Raw genomic sequence first — 24,418 nt, forward strand, 5'->3', positions numbered from 1 at the left:
CCACCCCGTGGGCTACCGCACCACGAGATCCGAGGGCTGCCGGGGCGCCACCTCGTAGGTGCTCTCGTACTGCGCCGACAAGCCCGTCACCTCGATGCGCTGCCCCACGGACAGGGCGCGCAACGTCTCCGAATCGAAGCCGGCCGAGCCGTGGACGTACACCTGCACCTCTCCCGAGCCATCATCGACATACAGCTCGTAGCCGTAGGGCAGCTCTTCGTGGACGGCCCGGGTCACGTTGGCGGAGATGCGCACCAGCAGGCCCTCGGTGGACTCCTTGACGTCGCCGGTGCGTACCTCCTTGGGCGTCACCAGTTGCGTGCCCTCCAGCTTCTCGACGGAGGCCGACTCGCTCTCGAGGATGCGCAGATTGGCCTCGTCGTTGAGCTTGCCCGTCACGCGGACACGGGTGCCCAGCCCGAAGTCGAGCTTCTCCGCCAGCTTCACGTAGATGCCCCCGGTGTTGTCCTGGAGGGCGAAGCCCTCGTTGCCCAGGGCCGACGAGAAGTTCCCAGGCACCACCGTGACGTAGCCCTCCACGGTCACCGTGGAGCCATTCTCCTGGGTGCGCGCCTGGGTGATGGGCGTGGACTTGGACGGCTCGGAGCCGGGGTCATCACAGGCGACGAACACCGCGAGCGACAGGCAGCCGAGGAGAACGCGCAGCCCGGTGGCCGCGCGCGAGGAAAACTCCATGCGGGAAGGGATCATGCGGCGCATTGTTGACGCCACGACTCCCCGCTCAAGCACCCGATGCGTCGAGCGTCGAAAACCCTTCAACCCGGAGCCGCGCCCCCCTGAAACTCAGGCCGAGGGCCTGGTGGCCGGCGCCGCGGGCACCTGCCGGCGCTCCCAGCGATAGATGGCGGCGACCAGCGCCAGAACGCAGACGAGCCCTCCCAGGAAGAAGGGCCGGCCGCTCACGAGGGCCGCGATGGCGCAGAACCCCGCCACCTCGAGCTTCCGCGCCCGGCTCACCGCCATGACCGTGCCGCGGTCGTAGCGCAGGCTGACGATCGCCGCCTCGGGCACCCGCAGCATCCGGCGGAAGAGCGCGAGGTTCTGCAGGTGGATGGAGATGACCGCGAAGCGCGTCATCACGAGGCCTCCACACAGGGCCTCCACCAGGTCCCTCGTCACGGACCACCCCAGGGAGTCCTCCACCCAGAGGAAGTACGCCGCGGCCCCGGGAAACACGAGCGCCCCGAGCACCAGCGTCACGATGAAACGCCGCGACAGCCACTGCCCCTTGTCCACCACCTGCTGGAAGATGGGATTGAGCTCGATGCTTCCCCCGGACTGCACTCGCTCCACCAGGTTTCCCCGCCTCTTCAGCCTCGCCGTCGCGACGGTGAGCAGATAGTCGGCGGAGTGCAGGACGAGCCACAGCACACAGATACCACCCGGACTCCAGAGCCACTCCATGGGAACTCCCTTCACCTGCGTCCTTCATCGTGCGCGGCGCGCCACCAGTCTCGCTTCGTGCCGGTCCTCCCCGGTCCACGCCTCGGTGTACGAGACGACCTCCAGGTACTGGATCAGCCGGGGCAGCTCGCCATCCTCCAACAGGAAGCGCGCCGAGGGATGCGGGTTCTTCTGAAGGTTGCTCCGGGTGGGCTGTGCGAAGACGAGCAGCCCGCCCGGCGCGAGCACCTTCGCGAACCCGGCGAACAGCGGCCTGAAGAGGAAGTTCAGGCACAGCACGACGTCGAAGGGGCCGGAAGGAAGCGGCTCCACCTCCACGTCCAACCGCTGCACCCGGAGGGCCACCCGCGACTCGCGCGCCTCCTCCGCGGCCCGCTCGAGCGCGACGTCCGAGACGTCCACCAGGGTCACCTCCAGGCCACGCCTCGCCAGCCAGAGCGCGTCATGCCCGGAGCCTCCCGCCACGTCGAGCGCACGGCCCGTGCTCGGCAGTTGGTCCGCCAGCGAGCGCAGGAACACGGAAGGCTCCTGCCTTTTCTCCTGCTCCCGGTAGCGGGTGTTCCACTTGCGCCGATCTTCCTCGGACATGGCTCCTCCCGGGCGAGCCTCTCTCGCCTCCTCCCACCCAGGATGCCACCTTCCTCCGGCTCGGCGATCTTCTCAGCGCCGGGTGTCTCGCCGCTTCTGCTGCCGGGCCTGCTCCGCTCGCAGCGCCCCGCCAATCCGACGCCCCGCCACCAGGGTCATCTTCGATACCGGGTTCCCCATCTTCTTGGGCTTGGCCGGACGCCAGGTCGGCTGGGTGCTCGGAAAGCGATTGTCCCTCATGGGTGTGTCCTCATCGGCCTCGGGAGACGGCGTTGGCATGGGACGGGAACGCCCGTCAGCTCGTTCAGAGACAAAGCATCTATTTCTGCAACGTCGCTCGGCTTTTGCCGATGCCCCACGGGCCTGGAGTGCTTGCACAGCGGCCTGGCGGCCATGACCCTCACCCCAGCCCTCTCCCAGAGGGAGAGGGAGCAGACACGGGCTCGACCCTAGGAGCGCGATACCCTCACCCCGACCCTCTCCCGGTGGGAGAGGGAGGGTTTGGCTCACTCAGAAGAGCGTGTCCGCGAGTTTTGCCCTCGTGTCTCCCGTGAGCACCGTGTAGCGCATCACCCGCTCCCCTCCACGCCAGACCTCGAGCGTCCGCGGCACCGTCTCGCCCGTCGCTGGCGAGCTGTAGTCCAGGAAGCGCACGTCCCAGGCCGTCCCCTTCCCGTCCTTGTAACGCACTCGCGCCGGACGGAAGCCCTCCTTGTAGACCCAGAACTGCGGCTTGCTCTCGGCGGCCCCTCCCAACACGTACGCCACCTCGCCTCCGAAGCGTCCCAGTGACGTCGTCCGGGGCTCGATCCCCAGCGAGCGCAGGTACGTCTCCACCAGCTCGCGCCCCTCCACCGCTGATTCCGCCCTCACCGCCAGCAGCGCGCACACCTGCTGCACCGCCTCCGTCAGCGCCGGAATCTCCGTGCCCTCCACCCGCTTGCGGCCCCCGGACACCACCGTCGCCACCGTGTTCCCCTCCAGTGCCTTCGCCTCGAAACGGCAGCGCCCCGGCACCTTCAGGTACATCGTTCCGTCCGCCTGCAGCTCCGGTCGATCCGCCGGCAGGCCCAGCGCCGCCCCGGCCTCCTTCACCCCAGGTCCGTAGAAACTCAACGAGCCGTCCGCCTTCACCGCCGAGAGATTCAGCTCCTCCCTCGCCCCCATCATCCGGCGCAGGATGGACCCTCCGGGCAGCACGTATGCGCCCGCGCTCACCGATGCCAGCACTCCCATCACGAGCAGCGCCCTCTTCACCGCTGCCCTGTCGAACAGCTCCTGGGAAAGGGCCTTGGTGGCCGACACGAAGCGCAACGCGGCTCTCGTCGTGGATGGGGTGGACATGGGGCGCCGAATCTAGTGATGGCCCTCCCCTCCATCAAGGCAGTTAGGATGCCCCCCCATGTGGCACCGTTTGATGCTCCTCCTGTTGGCCCTCGCTCTGTCCGCCCCCGCCCATGCCCAGGAGGAGACCGCGCCTTCCCTCTACCGCCATCCCCTCGCCGAGGACCTGCGCAACCTCCAGAGCGCTCGCGGCTACGGCCTGGGCGGCGCCTGGCGCGCCCTCGGGGTAGGTGCCGAGGCCGGTACCGGCAACCCCGCCGCCCTCGCCGCCTTCCACACCTACCGCATCGAGCTCACCGGCACCTGGGACTGGGTCGGCAAGGACGCCTCCGGCATGGTCGCCGTCGCGGACTCGTCCACCAGCGTGCTCGCCGGCGGCGTCACCTATCAGCTCGTCACCCTCGGCAAGGGCCCCCAGCGGGCCACCGCGCACATCAACACCGTGTCCATGGCCCTGCCCCTCGCCGACAGTCTCCTCATCGGCGTCTCCACCCGCTACCTGCTGCTGCGCGGGGCCCGCCAGGCCAACGCCGTCACCGGCGACGCCGGCATCCTCTTCCGCCCCAGCGAGGCCTTCGCCCTCGGTGTCTCCGGTCACAACCTCATCGGCACCGGCAATCCCGAGCTCACCCGCTACTACTCCGCCCATGCCGGAGTCCTCGCCGGCCTCCTCACCGTCGCCGCCGACGTGCGCGCCGACTTCGAGACGTACAAGCGCACCACGTTCACCTACAGCGGTGGCGTGGAGTACGTCCTCGGGCAGAGCTTCCCCATCCGCGCCGGCTACACCTGGAATGGTTTCACCCGCGCCTCGGAGCTGGGCGTGGGCATCGGCCTGCTGACGCCAGGAGGTGGGCTCGACCTCGCCTACCACCACGACTTCGGTGGTGAGCGAGGACGGCTCATCGCCCTCACCTTCAAGGTGCAGGTCCGCTGACGCTCAGCCGCGCAACGGGAGGTAGCGCTCCGAGGCCGCGAAGCGCACCAGCTCCACCAGCTCCTGCTCGCTGGACTTGAGGGCCCGCATCGCCGCCACGGCCGGTCCCGGGCCTCCACAGGCCACCAATCCCGCGCGGTTGGCCGAGTGGCGCGCCGCCTCCGCGAGCGCCGAGGCATCGAACTCTCGCTGGGCCGACTCCAGCAGCAGCAGCGCCCGCGAGCGCGCACTGGGGTGCAGCGCATCTCGCACCACGCGAGACTCGGGGCCGAGCTCCGAGCCTCCACGCAGCACCGAGGCCAGGATGGCCACCGCGCGCAGCAACTGGTCCTTCTTCAAGCAGCGCAGCGCGAGCAGATCCGGCCCGAGGCTGGCCAGGGCCCGCCCGGCGAAGAAGCGCAGCTCCGGCTCCGGCAGCACCTGGCGCACCGCGCTCCGCCCCACCAACAAGCGCGGGGCCCCCGGGTGGACGAGCGTGAAGGGAGGGCCCTCGTCCTCGGAGAGGAAGACCTCCGGAATCTGCACGTCGAGGATGCGCGAGACGAACAGCAGCGCCTCCTGGGCGGCCCGTGCACCGGGGCCCGCATCCGAGCGAAGGGGCTCGGTGGAGCCCGCGGCCCGTCCGAAGGTGGGAAAGAGGCGGCAGAGGGCGAGGCCCACGGAGGCGAGCAGCTCTCCCGCCGGTTTGCGCAGGCCGGGATGGCGAAGGCCCGCGCGCTCCTCGGGGGTGAGCGTCCGGCGCGGAGGCCGGGGGACAATATCCTTCCCGCCCTCGAGCGCCGAGGCCACCTCCGCCATCAGCGAGCCACGCGCCGTGTCGCCCCGGCTCATGAAGAAGGCCGAGAGCTCCCGATAGCCGGCCGCCTCGAGCGGACGCTCGCGCACGCGCTCGATGGCCGCCGGCCGCGCCTCCACCGGGGCCGCGGCCGGCGCGGGCTTGACGGGCGCGGGAGGCACCGTGGGGACGGAGGGCTCGGCGGGGCCGGGTCCTCCCCGGACACGGCGGCGCACGGGGTCCATCTTCCCGGGAGGCGCCTCCCAGGCGATGACCCGGGTGATCTCCACGGGCACGGGTGCGTCGGGAGGCTCGAGCGCGGGAGCGGGAGCGGGCGCGGACGCCTTGGCGGGGGCCTCTGGCTTCCAGGTGCCCAGCAGCTCGCCGACCGCGGGCATCTCGAGGACCGTGCGCGCCGACTCCGGCTCGGCGGCGGGTGGCGGGGCCGCTGGCGCCGCTGGCGTGGGCGTGAGCTCCACCGCGCCGGGCGGAGGAATGAGGACGCCGGTGCGCGGACCGCTCGACTCGCGCTTGGGGGCGGCGCTGCGAGGCGGCTCGGGGTGCAGCGTGGGCGCCGTGCGCTCCGAGATGGCCTTGCGGAGGTTGTCCGCCCGGTTGGCGTACACCTGCGCTCGGGCCGCGTCCCCGAGCGTCTCGCGGCAGAAGCGCGCGAGGCGCTCCCACGTGCCCAGGCGCTCCTCATCATCCTCGGTGGCGGTGGCGGCGTGCTCCAGGGCCCACGCGGCCTCGCCGTGCTGTTTGAGCGCGATGAGCCGGTCCACCAGCAGCAGCCACGCCTCCTTGTGACCGGGCTCGAAGCGCACCGCCTGGCGCAGCTCGGCGAGCGCGGCCTCGCGGTCTCCCAGGGCCTCCAGCGTGGCCACCAGCTCCAGCCGGGCCTTGCGCGCCACCAGCCCGCGCGGCTCACGGTCGATGCGGGCACGCAGCAGGCGGCTGAATCCGGCCTTGTCCCCGAGCTGCCGCGCCAGCGCCAGGAGCTTGTCCTGGGCGTGCACGTCCTCGGGGCTCTCCGCGAGCACCTCCGTCCAGGCCCAGTACGCCAGCTTCGCGTTGACGAGGGGCCCTCCGGAAATCTCCGCGAGGCACCGCAATCCCTCCACGCGGTAGGGCGAGCGGCGGGGCACGGCGGCGAGCGCCACGCGCAGGCGCTCGCAGGCACGGGCCCGGTCCGCCTCGGGCGCGCATCGGGCGAGCCCCATCAGCGCCGGGAGCGAGCCGGGATTGATGGCCGCCGCCGCCTCGAAGTCCGCGCGCGCCCGGGCCACCTCGCCGGTGGACAGCAGCCGCTCGCCGCGAGCCAGGAAGGCGGCGGCACGGGCCCGGGGGTTGCTCGCGCGCTGCACCGCCTCGTCGAGTACGCGCAGCACCACCCACTCGTCGCCGTCACCGTGCTCGGACACCAGCCGGACCTGCTCCGCGAGCGCGGCCTTGTCTCCGGTGAGGGCGACGATCTGCCCGTACACCCGGGCGGCGCCCGCCGGATCCCTCAGCTCGTCCTCCAGCAGCTCGGCGAGCCGCGTGAGGATGTCGGTGCGGACCGCCAGGTCCTTCGCGCGATCCGCGCGGGCCAGGTAGAACTGCGCCAGCTCGCGCCACGCCCGGCGCGCGATAAGCTGGGCCTCCTGGCGCGCCTCCTCCGGATCCTCCTGCCGGGGCACCAGCTGGCGCGAGGGCTCCGTGTCCTCGTCACCACTCCAGGGAACGGGAGCGTTGGCCTTGAGCCCGGCGGGTGGCGGAATGAGCGGGGCCTTGAGCCGCGACACCGGAGCCTTGGTGGAGGGCTCCTCCGGCCGGACGGTAGGGACCTCCAGGGTCAGACGGCGGTGGCTGAAGGCCGCCCCGGCGGAGTCGTCCCGCGGGGGAGCAGAAGGAGCCACGGCGACCCCGAACGGCAGCTCGGACGCCCCGGCGGTGACCTCGTCCTGCGACCAGACGGCCGGCATCTCGAGGACGGTGCGCGGCGACTCGGGGGATGGCTCCGCGGCGGCCCTGGCAGGGGGTTGGGGAGCGCGAGGCGCGAACCGCGCATCCGGCGGGCCCGAGGCCTCCACCGTGTGCTCGTCTTCCGTCCAGGGCGAGGAGAACTCGACGGTCTCGCTCCGATGGATCGGATCCTCGGTGGTGCGCTCCTCCTGGCGCCTGGGTGCCCGCGCTTCCAGGGGGGCGAAGGCGCTGGGAGGCGTGGTCTCGTGGCCGATGCGGCGGAAGAGGACATCGAGGAGCCGGCGGGCGTGACGGTCTCCGGGAGACTCGTCGACGAGCGCCTGGAGGGCCTCGATGGCGCGGGGGAGCTGGTTCACCCGGCGCAGCAAGCGCGCGAGCTGGAGCCGTACGGCGCGGCGGGTCTCTCCCCGGGTATTGCCGAGGGCGGAGGACAGCAGGGCGATGGCGGCGGCCTCGGTCCCCGCGCGCAGCGAGAAGGCGACGAGCACCGAGGCCAGGCGCGGCGTCATGGGCAGGGAGCGGCTGGCCCGCACCAGCTCACCGAAGGCCCGCGCCGCATGCCCCTCGTTCAACAGGCGGGAGGCACTCTGGCGGTGGCGTTCCACGAGATCGGGCACGTCAGCACCCTCCCTGGACGGAGGCATGCCAGCGGGCGAGCGCTGGCGCGCATCGGCCGTTTCCGGCGAACCGGCATCCTTGCCGTTTCTCACGCCACCCATGGGTGGGGCAGTCTACACAGGATGCCGCCTCCGGTCGTCACCGTCCTCCTGCCCGCCCGAAACGCCGAGCGCACCGTGGCACGCGCCGTGGAGAGCCTCCTCGGGGGGACGCTGCGTGAAATCCGGGTGCTGGCGGTGGACGACGGCTCCACGGACGGTACTCGAGAGGTGCTGCGGGGGCTGGCGGCGAGGGACTCCCGGGTGGCGGTGCTGGACGGAGGAGGCCGGGGGCTCGTCGCCGCGCTCAACCTCGCGCTGGCGCATGCCACCTCCCCCTACGTGGCGCGCATGGACGCGGATGACGAGGCGCTGCCCCGGCGGCTGGAGGCGAGCGTCGCGGCGCTGGAGGCGGACCCGGGACTGGGCGGCGTGGGCACGGGCGTGGAGATGTTCCGGGAGGATCAGCCGGTGAGCCCGTCGATGAGGGACTACGCGACGTGGCTCAACGGCCTCACCACCCCCGAGCGGCTCCACCGCGAGCGCTTCGTGGAGAGTCCCATCTGCCACCCCTCGGTGTGCCTGCGGCGGGAGGCGGTGGTGGCGGCCGGGGGCTGGGCGCACGGCGACTTCCCGGAGGACTATCACCTCTGGTTGAAGCTCATCGAAGCCGGCCTCCGGATGCACAACCTGCCCGAGGTGCTGCTGCGCTGGAGGGACAGCTCGGGGAGGCTGACGCGTACGGATCCGAGGTACGCGCACAAGCGCTTCATCTGGGTGAAGGCGCACTACCTGGCGCGCAGCCCGGAGGTGGCGGGACGGCCGCTGACGGTATGGGGCACGGGCCCGGGAGGGCTCGTCCTCACGCGCTTCCTGCTCGCGGAGGGAGCCCGGGTGGAGCGCTTCATCGACGTGCACCCGCGCAAGGTGGGCACGCGCATCCACGGGATTCCGGTGGAGCCGCCGGAGTCCCTGGGCGCACCGCGGGAGGACACGCACCTGGTCGCGGCGGTGGGCGTGCGCGGAATCCGGGAGGAGATTCGCGGCGCCCTGACGGCGCTCGGCTGGGTCGAGGGCGTACACTTCACCTGCGCCGCGTGACCCGCACTTCACCTGTGCCGCGTGACCCCTGGTGTAACCTCCCGGGCCTCAGACTGGAGCAGACCGAGTGAATCCATCCACCACAGCCCGCCCCGACCTGACCGACGCCCCCCGTCTCCCCGAGGAGCTGCGCCCCTTCCTGGAGGAGCTCCAACAGGACCTGACCCGCGCCGCCGGTGACAACCTGGCCGGGCTCATCGTCTTCGGGAGCGCGATCCGGGGTGGCTACCGGAAGGGCACCAGCGACGTGAACCTGGTGGTGCTGCTCCGGGACACCTCGGCTCCGAAGCTGCGGGACATCGCCCCCGCCATCAAGCGGGCCTGGCGGGCCCTGCGGGTGGAGCCACTGCTGCTCAAACCCTCCGAGGTGGCTGAAGCCACCGACGTCTTCCCGACCCGCTTCCTGGACATCCAGCGCCACCACCTCGTGCTCACCGGAGAGGACCCGTTCCACGACCTGCGCGTCTCGCCCGAGCACATCCGGCTGCGCGTGGAGCAGGAGCTGCGCAACCTGCTGCTGCGCCTGCGCCGCCGCTACATCGCGCTCGTGGAGGAGCCCGCCACCCTCTCCGCCCAGCTCGTGAGCATCACTTCGCCCCTCCTCGTCGAGTTGGAGACGCTGCTGCGCCTCACGAACCAACCCATCCCCCCGGGCGGCGAGGCCGCGCTGATCCAGGCCGCGGCACAAGCGTTCACGCTGGACGGCCCCGCGCTGCTCCAACTCCTGTCCCTCAAGGCGGGCACCGCCGAGCTGGACGAACCCGAGGTGCTCATCGAGCGCGTGCTCGCCAGCCTGGACAACGCCGCACGCGTCGCCCATGAGCTGGAGGGCCGGCTGTGAACCCCTTCGACCTTCCGGGACCGGAGTTCCTCGCCTTCTACGCCGTGCTGGCGATTTCGGCCGGGCTCGGCGCGTGGTGGCTGCGCAAGTACATGCTCGGGCCGGACGGACCGGTGGACGCGCGCATCACCGACCTCCACCCGTACGAGGTCTCCTTCCTCTCTGGCGGAATGGAGCGGGCCGTCGAGGCCGCTGTCGCCAACCTCGTCCGGCAGGAGTACCTCCAGGTGCTCCCGGAGAAGCGGGAGCTGACGATCCACAAGAAGCTGCACGCCCATCCCCATCCCCTGGAGGCGATGATCCATTCCACGGCCAACGGCGCGACGGTCGAGGAGCTGGTGAAGACCGCCCAGCCCCTGCGGGCGCGGCTGGAGCACCCGCTCCTCCGATTGGAGCTGATTCCCGATCGCGCCGCCGCCGGGAGGATCGCGCTCTACTCCTGCTTGCTCATGCTCGGAGTATTCGCCGTGGGCATGACCAAGGTGGTGATCGGCATGATGAGGGATCGGCCGGTCGGCTTCCTGTTCTTGATGTGCCTCTTCGTCCTGGGCACGGCGCTGTTCTTCGGCGCGCGGAGACCCCACCGGAACCAGCGGGGCGACATCGCTCTCGAGAAGCTGACCCGACGCAACGAAGCGCTGCGCACCAGTGTCTGCGCGAACGCCTCGGTGCTCGCGGGCAGTGACGTGGCGCTCGCGGTGGGGCTCTTCGGCGTCACCGCGCTGACGGGGACGCAGTTCGATGACCTCCAGCGCGCCCTGATGCCGGCGCCCTCGTCGGGTGGAGACGGGGGAAGCAGTGGCAGCAGCTGTGGTGGCGGCTGTGGAGGAGGAGGTTGCGGCGGTTGCAGCTGAGGAAGGTGGCCCATGGCGGATGAGGATCGCGAGGCCCTCGCCCGGGCCCAGGCCGCGCTGCTGGCCGCGTTGACGGGCCACGAGGAGCTGCCTCCCGGATTCGATCCCGAGCGGGTGCGCGCGGCGACGGAGGCCCTGGCGCACAAGCGCGAGCACTCGGTGGTGGCCACCTGGCCGGAGCTGGCGCGCGCGCTCGGAACCGAGCTGCATCCGCTGTTCGATCGATATGCCGCGGAGGAGCCACTGCCACACGAGGGAGGCCCCCTGGCGGACGGCTGGCGGTTCGCGCGGTGGCTGGAGGCCCAAGGCCACTTCCCAGCGGCGGCGACACTGGAGTCCCTGCGCGTGAGCCTGCGCTTCCGCCCGACGCCCGAGGGACTGGAGCCGCGACACGGGCCGGTGTTGCGCCTGCGGTGGTTGCGGCCACAACGGACACTGGTGCTGGCCATCCGTTGGAAGCCCGGCCGGGAGACCTGGTGGCGGTTGCGCCTTCCGTTACGAGCGCGCAAGCCCTAATCCCCTCTCCCCCTGGGAGAGGGTCAGGGTGAGGGTATGTGTTCCAGTGCCCTCAACCGAGTGACAGAGCACGGGGGGAACCCGAGTGCTCCCGATACCCTCACCCCGTCCCTCTCCCAGGGGGAGAGGGTCCAACCAGGTTGGCCACTGTGTAGGTCCCCTCTCCCTCTGGGAGAGGGCTAGGGTGAGGGTATTGAGGTTCTACCCGCGGGCCGCCACATCGAGCGGACGAATGGGCCCAGAGGGAACCACGACCCCCGCCGCCGCGAAGAAGCGGGAGAGATCCTCCGGTACGGGCGCCTCGAATCGCACGGGCGCGCCAGTCCGGGGATGCGCCAGTTCCAGCGCCTGCGCGTGCAACAAACACCGGGGAGCCTCAAGCCCCCCGGCCTTCGCCGCGCCTCCGTAACGCTTGTCCCCGAGAATGGGCGCCCCGAGCGCCGTCAGGTGCGCGCGCAGCTGGTGCGTCCGCCCGGTCTGGGGGAGCAATTCCACCAGACAGAAGTCCCTGCCCGCGTGCAGCACGCGGTACTCCGTGAAAGCGGGAATCCCATTGGCGGCGCGGGTCGCGCGCCAGCGTCCCGGCCGGGAGGGGTCCTTCGACAGTGGCAGGTCGATGGTGCCCTGGGACGGCAGCTCCACCGGGCCCACCGCGGCCAGGTAGCGCTTGCGAGCCCGGCCCTCGCGGAACTCCTCCGCGAGCGCGGTCGTCGCCTGGGGCGTCTTGCCGAACACCGTCACCCCGGACGTCTCCCGGTCCAATCGGTGCACCAGCCCCGCGGGCCTCTTCAAGTACTCGCCCACCCGGTCCACCAGACTGTCCCCCACCCGCCCTTCCGTGGGCTGCGCCGTCATCCCCTCCGGCTTGTCCACCGCGATGACGTCTTCGTCCTCATGAAGCACCCGGAGGCTCGGAGCCGGCGCCGGAGCTTCCGCGAGCGAGCTCTCCCCGCCCTCCTCCAACACCGCCGTCACCACCTGCCCCTGGGCCAGCCGCGCCTTCGCGTCCCGGCATCGGCGCCCGGCCACGTACACCGCGCCCACGCCCACCAGGCGCTCCGCCGCCTCGTGAGACAGGCCCAGCTCCGCCGCCAGGGCTTCGCTCACGGTGCGGCCCGTGAGGGTGGATTCGACTCGGAAGGTTCGGCGCTTCATCCGTCCGGACGTTACCAGCCCTTCACGTCCCTGATTCGCTCCGTGTGGACAGCCATCTCCCACCGAAGACGGTCGGGCCCCCGACTCCGCACGGTTTCCCCTCGGGAGGGGTTCCTGGCCATCCCCTTGCATTGGGCGCCGCCGCGTGTGGGAGGGCAACGACGCCCTCCAAAGGAGACGACGATGGAGCGCGTGGGAGTGAATGAGGAAGTGAATGAGATGTTGGAGCGTGTGCTGGGACTGGAGGGCCTGCGCGTGCGCGGTGCCAGCCTCCAACCCCACGGCCTGGTGGTGAACGTCCGGTTACGACTGCCCGCGCGCCGGTGCGGAATCTGTAACGAGTTCTGGAGTGGCTACGACACGCAGCCGGTGCGCCGGTGGCGCCATCTCACGCTGGAGCGTACGCCCGTGTGGCTGAGCTACGCGCCACGCCGCACGCAGTGCCCCGCGCATGGGGTCCGCGTGGAGCGCGTCACCTGGGCGGCGCACGACGCCCTCTTCACCACCGAGGTCGAGCAGATGGCGCCCTGGCTGTGGCACCGCCTCGGCGTCTCCGCCGCCTGCCAGATGACGGGTCTGTCCTGGCCCACCCTCAAGCGACTCATCCTCCGGCCCGTCGTTCCCATGCCGGACCTGAAGCGCATCGAGGAGCGCTACATCATCGGTACGGACACGCTGTCCCTCCGGCAGCATTCCCAGGACTTCGCGGCGGTGCTGGAGCAACTCGGCGGGCACGTGCCCTCCGCGCTCGGGGCTCCGCCACGGCCTCTGCCCGCGAGTGCCCTCTGAGGTATTCCAAGGACGAACGAGACCCTGGGGCCGTTGCTCGCCTGCTGCCCGGGAAACCTCGAAGGGGTGAGCTCTCGAGCCCCGGACTTGTAGCAGGCCCCACTCCGTTCTACGTTTTCGTAGAGAGGCATCACCATGGCCGACACCCAGATTTCCGCATACGTCTCCGACACCACCAAGGAGCTCGTCGAGCGCTATGTGGAAGCCCATGGCGTGAAGAAGGGCCGCCTCATCGAGGAGGCGCTGCTGCACCACCTTCAGGCGCTGCGCGAGTTGCCGGCCGACTTGATCATCCCGCCTCGAATCGTGGTGGAGCAGAAGACGTTCGAGCGCGTGGCCGCTCTGGCCAGGCGCCCTCGCAAGCCAACGAAGGCGCTCCGCGCGCTGATGGGTGGCAAGAAGGCGCGGTAGCCTGTCGTGGCCCTCGAAATCCGTAGGCTGCTCCAGGAAGACGACCGCTCGGGATTCCGCTCGGGCAACGTCGATCTCGACCGGTTCTTCCATCGCTACGCCGGACAGAACCAATTCCGCCATCACATCGGTACGACGTACGTCGCGGTCGAGGACGGAACGATCGTCGGCTTCGTGACTGTCGCACCTTCCGAGATCGCCGTCGCGGACCTCCCCGGGTCGCGGCGCAAGAAGTTGCCGCAATACCCGCTCCCCGTACTCCGCCTGGCACGGCTCGCCGTCGATGAACGGGCACAGGGGCGCGGTGTCGGAAGCGGCCTTCTTCGCGCCGTGTTCGTGCTCGCCCACCGCCTGGCCGATGAGTTGGGTTGCCTCGGGGTCGTCGTCGACGCGAAACCGGAAGCCGTCCCGTTCTACGAGAAACTCGGGTTCATCGACCTCGGAGCCAGGGCCGGCCATCTCGGCGACAGACCCGAACCACGGCCGATGTTCCTCGAGCTGGGGGCCATTCCGAAACCCGCTGCCTCGTGAACCGGGCCTTTCCCAGGGACGGAGGGTCCACCGCGCCACGCTCGGCTCGCTCGGGCCTTTTCCCCGGGGGACGAAGTGTCTACCTTGCGGCCCCCCATGGACCGTCCCCTCCCCTCCCTGCGCGCGAGCCTGGACGACTTCCTCGCCCAGCTGGCCACCCTCCATTACCGCCACGCCGCCGGCCTCTCCCCGGACCTCCCCCTCCGCGAGCTCTACGAGGACTCGCCCGAAATCGCCTCCGCCGAGGCCTTCGCCGCCGCCACCGAGGCCGTCCCCAAGGCCCAGGCCAAGGGCGACCTGCTCGGTGTCCGCCGCCTCCGCCTCCTGCGCGACTTCATCGCCACCCAGGTCGAGGAGGCCCTCGCAGCCCCCGAGGCCGAGGCCGTGGCCCAGCTCGAGGCCCGCGCCCGCCTCTCCGTGGACGACCAGACCCTCTCCTTCGGCGAGGCGCTCGGCCAGCTGCCCCATGAGCCCAACCGCGGCCGGCGCGCCCTGCTCGAGAGCGCCACGGGCGGCTTCCTCTGGGACAACCGGGGCCGCTACGGCACCCGCCGCGAGGCCGCCTTCCGCGTCACCGAGCGGCTCCGCGCCCCCAGCTACGTCGCCCTGCGCGAGGACGTCTCCGGCATCGACCTGAACAAGCTGGCCGAGGCCGCCCAGGAGACGCTGCGCCTCACCGAGGACGCCTACCGCGACGTGCTCGGCTACATGCTCAAGAAGGTGGAGCCCACGCTGCGCCCCCTGCCCTCGGGCAACGCGCGCAGGCACGACCTGCAGGCGGCCACCCAGGTCCCGTGGATGAGCGGCTTCTTCAAGCGCGAGGACGAGCTGCCCGCCGTCATCCGCTGGCTCGGCGAGTGGGGCTTCCACCCGGCCGCCCAGGGCCGCATCCGCATCGACGACGAGGAGCGCCCCGGCAAGGCCTCGCGTCCCATCACCGCTTCCGTGCGCGTCCCGGGCGAGGTGCGCCTCGTCCTCCAGCGACGCGCGGGCCTGGACGCCCTGGGCAGCCTCCTGCACGAGTACGGCCACGCCCTGCACCACGCCCACGTGAAGGAGGAGCTGCCGCTGGAGCTGCGGCGGCTCGGGGACGCCTCCGTCACCGAGGCCTTCGCCACCCTCTTCGAGCGGCTCCTCACGGAGGAGGAGTGGCTCAAGCGCTACCTGCGCCTGCCCTCGGCCACCGCGCGCGACGTCACCCGCCTGGCCGCCTTCCAGGGGCTCACCGTGCTGCGCCGCCACTGCGCGAAGCTGCCCTATGAGCTGTCCCTCTACACGCGCGGCCCCTCGCCCGAGCGGGCCGAGGAGTACGCCGACGCCCAGCGCCGCGCGCTCTTCGTCGAGCCGCACCCGGGCTTCTTCCTCTTCGACGTGGACCCGCAGCTCTACGTGACGCGCTACCTGCGCGGCTGGGCCCTGGAGGCGCGTCTCACCGCGCAGCTCACCGGGCGCTTCAACGAGGACTGGTGGCGCAACCCCGCCGCGGGCCGCTGGCTCCAGGGGCTCTTCGGGCGCGGGGGAACCGACGACGCCGAAGCGCTCTCCACGGAGATTTCGGCAAAAGGACTAGCGCTCCCCGAGGCGGGTGCCCGCCTCGTGGCTCTGCTCGACCGCTGAGCGCCAGCCCCGGGAACGGGGCCGTGGTGGCTACTTCTTCTTGCGCAGCGCGCGGACGATCTTGTCCTTCGTCGCGCTGGCGGCGGTGGCCACCTTGGGCTTGCTGGCCGACTTCGTCTGGCCGGTGCGCTCGCGCATGGCCTTCATGAGTTGCATCTCGATGAGGAGCAGCTCGTCACCCAGCTCCTCGTTGTTTCCAGCGGCACGAGGGAGCGGTGCGCTCTTGCTGGAGGTCCCGGCCCCGTGCCGCAGGCGAAGGACCTTCTCCTCCTCGGACGTCAGGGTGTGCGCCTTCTCCAGCGACGCCTTGACCTCCTTGGACGTCACCGTCGTGCTGCTACCGACCTTGCGCTCCATCTCCGCTCCCTTGCTCGTGGGCCCCTGAACATCCATTCATGTCGGACGCGCCTGGGCCGCAACCGTCGAGGATTCTAGAGAACGCAAGTATCGGGTCAAATTTTCTTCCAACAGGCCGCTGCCTCCCTGTAGCGGCCTGCCTCCCGCGCGACACCTGGCGGGTCAGTTTCCCTCCTCGTCCCCGGGCTCGTCCGTGGGGGTGCCGGTGCTGGGAGTTCCCTCTGCGCCCTCGGGCTTGTTGCGGGGAATTCCGAAGCGATCCAGCGCGTCCGCGATGCCCTGCGGCTTGTCCGCGTCGGGCAGGAAGCTCTCCGGCGGCTTCAACTGGGGGTCCTTCCCGATTTCACTCAGGGCGGAATCCAGCACCACCCGCAGCTCGGCGGCGCCGGCGGCGTCATTGGCGGGCACGGTGATGCGGCCGTCCAGGCGCACCTTGAGGACGACGGACGTCTGGGCATCCACCACCACCTCGCCACTGAGGGACTTGGGGGTGCGGTGCTCGAAGAAGGCCAGGCGGCGCTTCGTGGTCTCGTCGCGGCCGCCCTTGGGCTCCACGAGCGCGGGCAGCACCTGGGGCGTGGTGCCGGTGTCGCCTTCCGGACCGAGCTCCACGGCGTAGTTCCAGGCGGTGCGGCCCTCGTAGGTGACGGTGCCGCGGGGCGCCAGGTGCAACCGGCCCCGGAAGAGCGCGTCCACGTCACGGATGGCGCCGGTGAGCTCGGCGCGGGTGCGCTCGGCCATGCCGCGGTCGCGCAGACGCTGGCGGAAGGTGCCGTAGCGGTTGCGGGCGAACACCTGGCCGCCCACGCGCATCACCTCCAGGCCCTGGTCCCGGCTGTTCTCCAGCAGACCATGGAAGTCCCCGCTGACACCGCCCGGGCCGGCCCGGAAGGTGCGCGTCTCCGTCAGCTTGACGGGGACGGTGCCCTGCGCGCCGGCCCACTCGTAGCTGACGGTGGCCTTGTAGGAGTGGGGGCCGAGACGCTCGGTCACCTCGGCGGCATCCATGGAGAGGATGCGGCGGGCCACCCGGGGGTTGTCGGCGACGTCCTCGGGGGGCAGTTTCTCGGCGGCCGAGGCCACCACCTTGGGCGGGTCCTCGGGGGAGAAGATGCGCGCCTTGGCCGCCTTGTCGACGGGGTCCTGGCAGGCGACGGTGGCGAAGGCCAGAACGGCGGCGACGGTGAACTTCTGAAAACGGGTCACAACTCCTCCGGCTCCAGCAGGGGTTGCCCAAATTACGGGGCGTGCGCTGGAGCGGCAAGGGACGGCTTGCGCGCGCCAATGTACGGGATACAACCCCACTCATGCAGAACCTGCGTGACAAGCTCTTGAAGGCCGGCCTGGTCTCCGAGGACCAGGCGAAGAAGGCGGAGACGGCAGCCCCGAAGGCCGCACGCCCCGCTTCCTCCCAGGCACCCAGGCGTGAGGGACCTCCGCCGCACCGTGAGCACGAAGATCGGCCGCCGCGAGAGCAGCGCGGGCGCGACGACCGTCCGCCCCGTCGCGAGGGCCGTGACGGAGGCCGTCCGCAGGGCGGTGGCCGTCCACAGGGAGGTGGGCCACAGGGAGGTGGGCGTCCACAGGCTGGGCGGCCCCAGGGTGGACGTCCACAGGGCGGGCGGCCGAGCGGGGAGTCGGCTGGCGGCATCGTCCCCAAGCTTCCGCCGCTGCCGGGCTCGAAGGCGGCCCAGCGGATGGAGTCGAAGAAGCAGGTGGAGCAGGACCGGAAGCTGCGCGAGCTGGTGCTGGGTGCGCAGGTGCCGGTGGACGTAGGCGCCACCGTCTTCTACTTCATGACGCGCAAGGGCAAGCTGCGGCGCCTGGAGCTGACGGAGGCGCAGGCCAAGCAGCTGGAGAACGGCGAGCTGGGCGTGGTGGAGCGGCCGGAGCCGGCGCAGATCGAACACTCGCTGGTGCCCGCGGCGGTGGCCGAGCAGATGTACGCCCTCTCCAAGAAGGCGGTGCGTTTCCTGAACCGGAAGGAGTTGCCCATCGGCTTCATGAGCGACGACCAGGTGAAGGAGAAGCAGGCGGCGGAAGCGCGAGGCGAGGAGCCGGTGGCGGAGGAGGACGACGAGTCCCCCGAGACCGAAGCGGCCGCCGAGGGAACGCCGAGCCCCGAGGGCAGCACCGAGCCGACGCAGTCCTGAGACAACCCAACCCCCATCCCCCACTCCTCCCTCTCCCACTGGGAGAGGGTCGGGGTGAGGGTCTGGAGTGCCCCAGGTTGCCCCTGTCGGAGAGCGCCTACCGGTTGAAGTGGGCGGAGATGACGCTCGCCACGCAGCAGGTGAGCTTCTTGCCGGTGGGGATGTGCAGATACTCGTTGGGCCCGTGGGCGTTGCTGTTGGGGCCGAGCACGCCGGTGATGAGGAACTGGGCCTCGGGGAAGCGGCGGCCGAGCATCTCCATGAAGGGGATGGTGCCGCCCTCGCCCATGGCCATGAAGGGCCGGCCGAAGAAGGCGCGCGAGGCCTCATGGGTGGCGGCCTCCAGCCACTTCTCGAGCGGAGGCGCGTCCCAGCCGGCGCTGGCCTTCTCGCCCTCGAAGGTGACCTTGGCGCCGTAGGGAGGAGCGGCCTCCAGGGCCTGCTTGAGGGCCTGGGTGGCGGCCTTCGGGTCCAGCCGGGGAGGAATCCGCATGGACAGCTTCACGGAGGTGAAGGGGCGCAGCACGTTGCCGGCGCTGCTCAGGGTGGGCATGCCTTCCACGCCGGTGACGGAGAGCGCGGGGCGCCAGGTGCGGTTGAGGATCTGCTCGGCGCGGTCGGTGGTCACGGGGTGGGCGCCGGGGACCCAGGGGAACTTCGAGTACACCTCCTCGCCGAGCACCTCGGCGACGGCGGCGGCCTGCTCGCGGCGGGCGTGGGGGATGTGGACGTGCAGGCCCTCGACGCGGATGCGGCCGGTCTGCTCGTCCTCCACGCGGGAGAGAATCTGCCGGAGGATGCGGAAGGACGAGGGCACGATGCCGCTGGCGTCACCGGAGTGCACGCCCTCGGAGAGGATGTCCACGCGCAGGTTGCCGGAGACGAGTCCGCGCAGCGAGGTGGTCATCCACAGCTGCTCGTAGTTGGCGCAGCCGGAGTCCAGACACACCACGAGCGAGGCCTTGCCGATGCGCGGCGCCAGGTGCTCGATGTACGCGGGAAGGTCGTAGCTGCCGCTCTCCTCGCAGGCCTCGATGAGCACGACACAGCGCGCGTGGGTCACGTTCTGCTCGCGCAGCAGGCGGATGGCGGCGAGCGAGGCGAAGGCCGAGTAACCGTCATCGGCGCCACCGCGGCCGAAGAGCTTGTCGCCCTCGCGCACCGGCTCCCAGGGGGAGAGGCCCGCGCGCCAGCCGGTCATCTCCGGCTGCTTGTCCAGGTGGCCATAGAGGACGACGGTGTCGTCACCGCTGCCCGGAATCTCCATGTAGATGACGGGGGTGCGGTCCTCGCCCTTCTCGTTCTTGAGGCGCACCACCTCGACCTTGAGTCCGGGGATGTGCTTCGCCTGGGACTCACACCAGCCGGCGATGAGCTTCACCGCCTTCTCCATGTGGCCCTTGGCCGCCCAGTCCGCCTCGAAGGCGGGCGACTTGTTGGGAATGCGGATGTACTCGTGAAGCCTGGGGAGGATCTCCTCCTCCCAGATGCGCTCGGACGAGACGGCGGCGGTGGTGGTGTTCAGCCGGGGGCTGGTGCTCATGGACGGGCTCCGGGTTGATCGGAAGACGCTTCCCCCCATCTACACCACCCCGGGCCCCGATGTGTGGGTCGTGGAGGGCCGCAGGGCCGCTCTGCCAGCGAGCCCACATCGCCACCACCCAACCGGTAGGCGCCGTGATTCCCAACCCGGAGCAATCCTTTTCTCACCCCGGGTCACGCGCCTGCCCTCTTTGTCACCGGAGCGTGGAATCTCGCGCCTCCAACGGACCTTCGTGACGGAACTCCCCGGGCACATCGGGTGCACCCGGCGCCGCGCGGCACAACCAGCCCCGGAGGAACGATGAAGCGCGAGCGGTCATGGGGAAGAAAATTCGCGGGAGGGTGCGCGGCACTGATGCTGCTGACGCACTGCGGTGACAGGGAAGTGGAGGAGCAGCGGACCGGAGAGCCCGTTCCCCAGTCTCCCTCGGTCTTGAAGCAGGCACTGGCCACGAACCTCGTCTACCCCGCGAGCGCCGATGCGCGCGTGGATGTGACGTCCCCCTCGGCGAACTTCGGCGGCGACACGAAGCTGGTGGCGGATCTCTCGCCCAGGCAGGAGAGCTTCCTGCGCTTCACCGTCAACGCGTTGCCGGGCGCGGTGATGCGCGCGACGCTGCGGGTGTACGCCAGCGATGGCAGCTCGGACGGGCCGCGCGTGTTCAGCACCCATGGCGACTGGACGGAGAGCGGCGTCACCTGGACCAACCGCCCCTGGGCTCTCGGCGATGCCCTGGATGACAAGGGCGCCATCACGGGCGGCTGGGTGGAGTTCGACGTGACGAGCGCGGTGCGCGGCGCCGGCGAACACAACTTCCTGGTGGAGGGCACCTCGAACGACGGGTTGGACTTCCACTCGCGCGAGCACGGCCGGACGGACCTGCGGCCCCAGCTCGTCATCACCGTGAGCACGGGGTCCGAGTGCATGCCGCGCACGAACACCCAGTTCGTCGACGTCGAGCCGTACACCGACGCGTATTCCTCCCAGAGCGAGCCCACGCGCACGTTCGGCCGCGAGCCGGTGCTGCTGGTGGACGGCTCGCCCCGGCTGGAGAGCTTCCTGCAGTTCTACGTCACCATCGCCCAGGGCTGGCACCTGCGGGGCGCGAAGCTGAGGCTGTACGCCACGGACTACACCCCGGACGGACCGCTGCTCTATCGCACCACCGAGGATGTGTCCTCCGCTGGCCCTCTCTGGAACAACCGGCCCACCCCGATTGGCGCTCCGGTGGGCAACCTCGGCGCCATCGACGTCAACACCTGGGCGGAGTACGACGTGACGAGCACGGTGACGGGGGCCGGTAGCTACAGCTTCGGCCTCCTTCCCGAGTCCACCAACGGGGTGGACTTCGTCTCGCGGGACTCGCTCACGAGCGAGCTGCGCCCGACGCTGCGCCTCACCCTGGAGTCCGAGCCCTACTGCACCTACCGGGGCACGGGCGGAGGCCTCACCGGGTGGACGCGGCAGTACGGAGGCGCGGGCCCCGAGCGGCTCCAGGCCCTGGCCAGCGACGCCACGGGTGGCTTCGTGGCCGCCGGCCACTTCGGCGAGGCGTCCTTCCCGACCGGCACCGGCTTCGCCCTGGCGCGCTACGGCGCGGACGGCACGGCCGTGTGGAGCCGCCAGGTGACGACGGGTGACGTGCGGGTGCGCGCCCTCACCCTGACGTCCGAGGGCAACGTCCTCGTGGTGGGCAGCTACGGCGGCTCGCCGGACCTGGGCACGGGTCCGCTGCCCGCGGCGCCCGCGAGCTACGACAACCGCTTCTTCGACGCGTTCTTCGTGGCGAAGTTCTCGCCCACCGGCCAGCCCGTCTGGAGCCACGGCTTCGTGGCCAGCTACGACTATGGAGACGGCCCCGAGCCCCTGCCCGTCTTCGTGCAGGCGGTGGCCACGGATGGCACGGGCAGCCTCATCGTCGGCGGCGGCTTCCATGGCAAACTGGACCTCGGCGGGGGGACGCTCTTCGCGGGCTACTCGAGCGTCGAATTCACCGGAGGCGACGCGGTGCCCGGTGGCTTCCTGGCGAAGTTCTCCTGGGACGGCCAGCACGTCTGGTCCAAGGTCTTCCCCACGGCCCCGTCCATCGACGCGACCTCGGTCCGGACGGTGGCCGCGGACGCCTCCGGCAACGTGCTCGTCGGCGTGGAGGCGAGCCGCGACGACTACCTCTATTATCCGGCGAACGCCCCGTATCCGTTCATCGTGAAGTACGACGCCTCCGGCAACGAGCTGTGGCGACGGGTCTTCACCGGCACCAAGGGCTCCATCGTGGACGTGAGCCCGGTGGGCACCGACGGGGTGGCCTTCGTGGCCGACCTCGTGCTCACCTTCACCTTCGCTGGCAACACGTACACCGCGGGCGGAGGCGAGCCGGAGCTGCCCAATGGCAGCGACCGGAGCGTCTACCTCGGCACGTTGAGCGGCTCGGGGCAGGACGGGTGGATCCGCCTGCTGTCGCGCAGCACCCGCTCGGGTGCCAACTTCCGGGAGCTCGTCACGGGGGACGACGGCACGTTCTCCCTCACCGGCTTCGGAGACATCATGGACCTGGGCGGTGGCTTCCTGGGCAACCCGCGCCCCAACAGCTTCGGCAAGTACTCGCCCTTCGTGGCGCGCTACTCGGCCTCGGGTGGCTACCTGTGGGCGCGCACCTTCGACAGCAACCTCGAGGGCGAGGTGTTCTGGCCCGAGACCCGGCTCCACGTGGCGCCGCAGCCGGGAGGCAGCCTGGTGCTGGGCAGTGACTTCGAGTCCCCCGTCCTGCTCGACGGGCGCACTCATACGTCACGAGGCTCCGTCGACCTGCTCTACTTCCAGCTGAAGCCGTAGGGCAGTCCGCTTCCCACGTCAGAGGGGCTCGTCGACTCCCGACGGGCCCCTCCGCATTTGGCCACCCCGGCCACGACGCGTCGACTGGGCATGCGGTTCGGTGTTGCTCGACAGGAACCGGGCTCAGGGCCCGGCCACCGGCAGGGTGAAGAAGAAGGTGCTGCCGGCCCCCACCTGGGACTCCGCCCAGAGGGTGCCGCCGTGTGCATCCACGATGCTCTTGACGATGCTCAGCCCGAGCCCCGTCCCCCGCTCACTCACACTGGACGCCCGCCAGAAGCGCTCGAAGAGATGCGGCAGGTCCTCGGACGAGATGCCCGGCCCGTTGTCCTTCACCGAGATGCGCACCGACCCATCCACCTGCCGGGCCCGCAGGGAGATGGTACCTCCCTTGGCGGTGAACTTGATGGCATTGCCCACCAGGTTGGAGAGCACCTGGAGGATGCGCTCCCGGTCGGCGCGCACGCGCGGCAGCCCCGGGCACACCTCCACCTTCAATTCCTGGGACTTCTCCAGGACGAGCGGCTGGAGCACCTCGAGCGCCTGCCGGAAGAGCTCGTCCACCGTCCACGGCTGGGGCGCCAGCGGCATGGGCATCCCCTGTAGACGCGCCCGGTCGAGGAGACCCGCGATGAGGTCGCGCATCTGCCCTGTCGCCAGGAGGATGCTCTCCAGGTGGCGGCGGCCACGGTGCCGGCGCTCCTCGTCGGGAGGCCGCGCGGCCCTGAGGAGCATCTCGGCGTTCAACCTCACCACCAGCAGCGGCGTCTTGATGTCGTGGGAGACGACCGCGAGCATCTCCTCGCGCCAACGCACCGCCTCCTGCGCCTGCTGGAAGAGCTGCGCGGTGTCCACCGCCGTCGCGATGCGCTGGGCGAGCACTTCGAAGAGGGCGATGTCGGCCGGACCATAGCGCCCCGGTTGGGCGGCGATGAGGCTCAGCGTCCCGAGCGTACGGCCCCGCACCTGGATGAGCAGGCGGACGTTGGAGGGCAGACCCTCCCACTCGGCCCGCTCCACCGGCACGTGCCCCTCCGGTAGGCCCTCGGCGCTCGCCGGGGAGGCCACCCAGGGATGGGAGGCGAGGAGCCGGGCCACGAAGGACTCGCTCCCGGGAGGGGACCCGGTCGGCTCGACGGCCATCATGGCGATACGCTCGGTACCGCTGGGGCCCGACTGCAGGAGATCAATGACGCAGCAGTCGGCCCACGAGGGCACCAGCAGGCGCGCGATGCCAGGAAGCGAGGCGCGGTAGTCCAGTGAGGCGGCGAGCACGGCGCCAGCCTCGGCCATGAAGGCCTGGCGCCGGTGGGCCGTCTCGGCCTCCAGGTGTGCCTGGCGCTCGCGCTGCAGGAGCTCCCACTGGACACGCTCGAGCGCCTCCGCGCGCTCGCGCAGGTGCACCTCGCGCCGCAGGGCATGGTGCCGGTCCAGGGCCACCGCGAGCTGGCTGGCGACCGCATCGAGGAAGGCAAGCCCCTCCTCGACGAGCACCTGGGCCGCCTCCACCTGGAGCGTGCCGAAGACGCGCCCCTTGGCCACCAACGGGAGGGTGATGAAGGTCGGCGAGGCCCGCGCGGGAGACTCCGGGACGAACCACCCCCCCGGTCCTTTCCGCCCGACCACCGCCTCGCCCTGGGGCTCCACCTCCTTCACCCCCACCAGCCAGGCATACGTGGATGCTGCCTGCTCTGCCGCCAGGGAGAGCTGCGCGGCCGTCACCTCCCGCACGTGCCAGACGGTCAGGAGCGGGCGGTCCGGGTGGGGTTCGCCGCCCGGGTCCCTCCCCACGAGCAGGAGGGCGGTGCGCAGGAGCAGCGCCTGGGAGGTGAGCGCCATCACCTCGGGGAAGGTGCGCTCCGTTCCCTCGAAGCCGGCGAGCAGCTTGCTGATCTCATACAGGTAGTCGAGGTGACGCCAGGCATGCTCGAGCGCGCGGAAGGCCTGGGGAGGGCTCACCCGCGGTGCCTCGACATTCGACAGGCTCCCCTCGTCCACGAGATGACCCCCTGACGGTGGCCACCTCGC

The 24,418-nt window shown here is 70.9% G+C and carries 22 protein-coding genes; 11 read left to right on the top strand and 11 right to left on the bottom strand.

The genetic code is table 11. From position 1 onward, the window contains the following. Positions 1-12 precede the first annotated feature (12 nt). From JRI60_RS40455 to JRI60_RS40475, 5 genes are all read right to left on the bottom strand, one after another. Complete coding sequence (locus tag JRI60_RS40455; RefSeq protein WP_204221349.1) at positions 13-711, bottom strand: DUF5689 domain-containing protein; 699 nt, start codon at positions 709-711, stop codon at positions 13-15. Between the two features lie 93 nt (positions 712-804). After that, positions 805-1,425 carry a hypothetical protein gene (locus JRI60_RS40460; protein WP_204221350.1) on the bottom strand — a complete coding sequence of 207 codons (621 nt, stop codon included), beginning with the start codon at positions 1,423-1,425 and terminating at the stop codon, positions 805-807. 24 nt (positions 1,426-1,449) lie between these two features. Continuing rightward, complete coding sequence (locus tag JRI60_RS40465; protein WP_204221351.1) at positions 1,450-2,013, bottom strand: class I SAM-dependent methyltransferase; 564 nt, start codon at positions 2,011-2,013, stop codon at positions 1,450-1,452. 72 nt (positions 2,014-2,085) lie between these two features. Continuing rightward, entirely contained in the window at positions 2,086-2,253 is a 168-nt protein-coding gene (locus tag JRI60_RS40470; protein WP_204221352.1) for a hypothetical protein, read from the bottom strand. Positions 2,254-2,523: 270 nt separating this feature from the next. Continuing rightward, positions 2,524-3,357, bottom strand: coding sequence for a hypothetical protein (locus tag JRI60_RS40475; protein WP_239470013.1), 834 nt, complete (start codon positions 3,355-3,357; stop codon positions 2,524-2,526). Between the two features lie 58 nt (positions 3,358-3,415). Here JRI60_RS40475 and JRI60_RS40480 point away from each other — a divergent pair, with 58 nt between their 5' ends. After that, on the top strand, positions 3,416-4,294 hold the full coding sequence (locus JRI60_RS40480; protein WP_204221353.1) for a hypothetical protein: 879 nt from the start codon (positions 3,416-3,418) through the stop codon (positions 4,292-4,294). Between the two features lie 3 nt (positions 4,295-4,297). On the opposite strand, the gene JRI60_RS40485 is transcribed toward JRI60_RS40480, so the two are convergent. Continuing rightward, a complete protein-coding gene (locus JRI60_RS40485) occupies positions 4,298-7,753 on the bottom strand; it encodes a tetratricopeptide repeat protein (protein ID WP_204221354.1) in 3,456 nt (1,151 codons plus the stop codon). A gap of 21 nt (positions 7,754-7,774) precedes the next feature. On the opposite strand from JRI60_RS40485, the gene JRI60_RS40490 reads away from it, so the two are divergent. From JRI60_RS40490 to JRI60_RS40505, 4 genes are all read left to right on the top strand, one after another. After that, positions 7,775-8,791 (top strand): glycosyltransferase, encoded by a 1,017-nt coding sequence (locus tag JRI60_RS40490; protein ID WP_204221355.1) that lies wholly within the window; start codon positions 7,775-7,777, stop codon positions 8,789-8,791. A 67-nt stretch (positions 8,792-8,858) separates the two neighbouring features. Then, positions 8,859-9,632, top strand: coding sequence for a nucleotidyltransferase domain-containing protein (locus tag JRI60_RS40495; RefSeq protein WP_204221356.1), 774 nt, complete (start codon positions 8,859-8,861; stop codon positions 9,630-9,632). After that, positions 9,629-10,486 carry a TIGR04222 domain-containing membrane protein gene (locus JRI60_RS40500; RefSeq protein ID WP_204221357.1) on the top strand — a complete coding sequence of 286 codons (858 nt, stop codon included), beginning with the start codon at positions 9,629-9,631 and terminating at the stop codon, positions 10,484-10,486. Before JRI60_RS40495 ends, JRI60_RS40500 begins: the two co-directional genes overlap by 4 nt. A 12-nt stretch (positions 10,487-10,498) precedes the next feature. Next, a complete protein-coding gene (locus JRI60_RS40505; RefSeq protein ID WP_204221358.1) occupies positions 10,499-11,002 on the top strand; it encodes a hypothetical protein in 504 nt (167 codons plus the stop codon). Between the two features lie 201 nt (positions 11,003-11,203). Here the strand turns inward: JRI60_RS40505 and JRI60_RS40510 are convergent, their stop codons facing one another. Further along, the gene (locus JRI60_RS40510) at positions 11,204-12,157 is read right to left on the bottom strand and encodes an RluA family pseudouridine synthase (RefSeq protein WP_204221359.1); all 954 of its coding nucleotides are present in this window, start codon (positions 12,155-12,157) and stop codon (positions 11,204-11,206) included. 183 nt (positions 12,158-12,340) lie between these two features. Between JRI60_RS40510 and JRI60_RS40515 the strand changes: the two genes are divergently transcribed. The 4 genes from JRI60_RS40515 to JRI60_RS40530 all read left to right on the top strand — a co-directional run bounded on the left by JRI60_RS40515 (position 12,341) and on the right by JRI60_RS40530 (position 15,505). After that, entirely contained in the window at positions 12,341-12,946 is a 606-nt protein-coding gene (locus tag JRI60_RS40515; protein WP_204221360.1) for a transposase family protein, read from the top strand. 135 nt (positions 12,947-13,081) lie between these two features. Beyond that, a complete protein-coding gene (locus JRI60_RS40520) occupies positions 13,082-13,357 on the top strand; it encodes a hypothetical protein (RefSeq protein WP_204221361.1) in 276 nt (91 codons plus the stop codon). A gap of 6 nt (positions 13,358-13,363) precedes the next feature. After that, on the top strand, positions 13,364-13,888 hold the full coding sequence (locus JRI60_RS40525) for a GNAT family N-acetyltransferase (protein WP_204221362.1): 525 nt from the start codon (positions 13,364-13,366) through the stop codon (positions 13,886-13,888). A gap of 96 nt (positions 13,889-13,984) precedes the next feature. After that, positions 13,985-15,505, top strand: a complete 1,521-nt coding sequence (locus JRI60_RS40530) for a peptidase M3 (RefSeq protein ID WP_204221363.1) — start codon at positions 13,985-13,987, stop codon at positions 15,503-15,505. 30 nt (positions 15,506-15,535) lie between these two features. Here the strand turns inward: JRI60_RS40530 and JRI60_RS40535 are convergent, their stop codons facing one another. Then, positions 15,536-15,862: a hypothetical protein gene (locus JRI60_RS40535; RefSeq protein ID WP_204221364.1), complete on the bottom strand. Its 327-nt coding sequence runs from the start codon at positions 15,860-15,862 to the stop codon at positions 15,536-15,538. Between the two features lie 162 nt (positions 15,863-16,024). Then, positions 16,025-17,068: a hypothetical protein gene (locus JRI60_RS40540; protein WP_204221365.1), complete on the bottom strand. Its 1,044-nt coding sequence runs from the start codon at positions 17,066-17,068 to the stop codon at positions 16,025-16,027. Between the two features lie 491 nt (positions 17,069-17,559). On the opposite strand from JRI60_RS40540, the gene JRI60_RS53810 reads away from it, so the two are divergent. Next, positions 17,560-18,015, top strand: a complete 456-nt coding sequence (locus tag JRI60_RS53810; RefSeq protein ID WP_275439059.1) for a DUF2058 family protein — start codon at positions 17,560-17,562, stop codon at positions 18,013-18,015. Positions 18,016-18,112: 97 nt separating this feature from the next. On the opposite strand, the gene JRI60_RS40550 is transcribed toward JRI60_RS53810, so the two are convergent. Continuing rightward, positions 18,113-19,558, bottom strand: coding sequence for a M20 family metallopeptidase (locus tag JRI60_RS40550; protein ID WP_204221367.1), 1,446 nt, complete (start codon positions 19,556-19,558; stop codon positions 18,113-18,115). 354 nt (positions 19,559-19,912) lie between these two features. Between JRI60_RS40550 and JRI60_RS40555 the strand changes: the two genes are divergently transcribed. Then, entirely contained in the window at positions 19,913-22,390 is a 2,478-nt protein-coding gene (locus tag JRI60_RS40555; RefSeq protein WP_204221368.1) for a DUF7594 domain-containing protein, read from the top strand. Between the two features lie 123 nt (positions 22,391-22,513). Here JRI60_RS40555 and JRI60_RS53815 read toward each other — a convergent pair whose 3' ends face one another. Then, complete coding sequence (locus JRI60_RS53815) at positions 22,514-24,388, bottom strand: sensor histidine kinase (protein WP_239470014.1); 1,875 nt, start codon at positions 24,386-24,388, stop codon at positions 22,514-22,516. Positions 24,389-24,418: the final 30 nt, after the last annotated feature.

Source organism: Archangium violaceum, from assembly GCF_016887565.1.
In the GTDB taxonomy this organism is placed as follows: domain Bacteria; phylum Myxococcota; class Myxococcia; order Myxococcales; family Myxococcaceae; genus Archangium; species Archangium violaceum_B.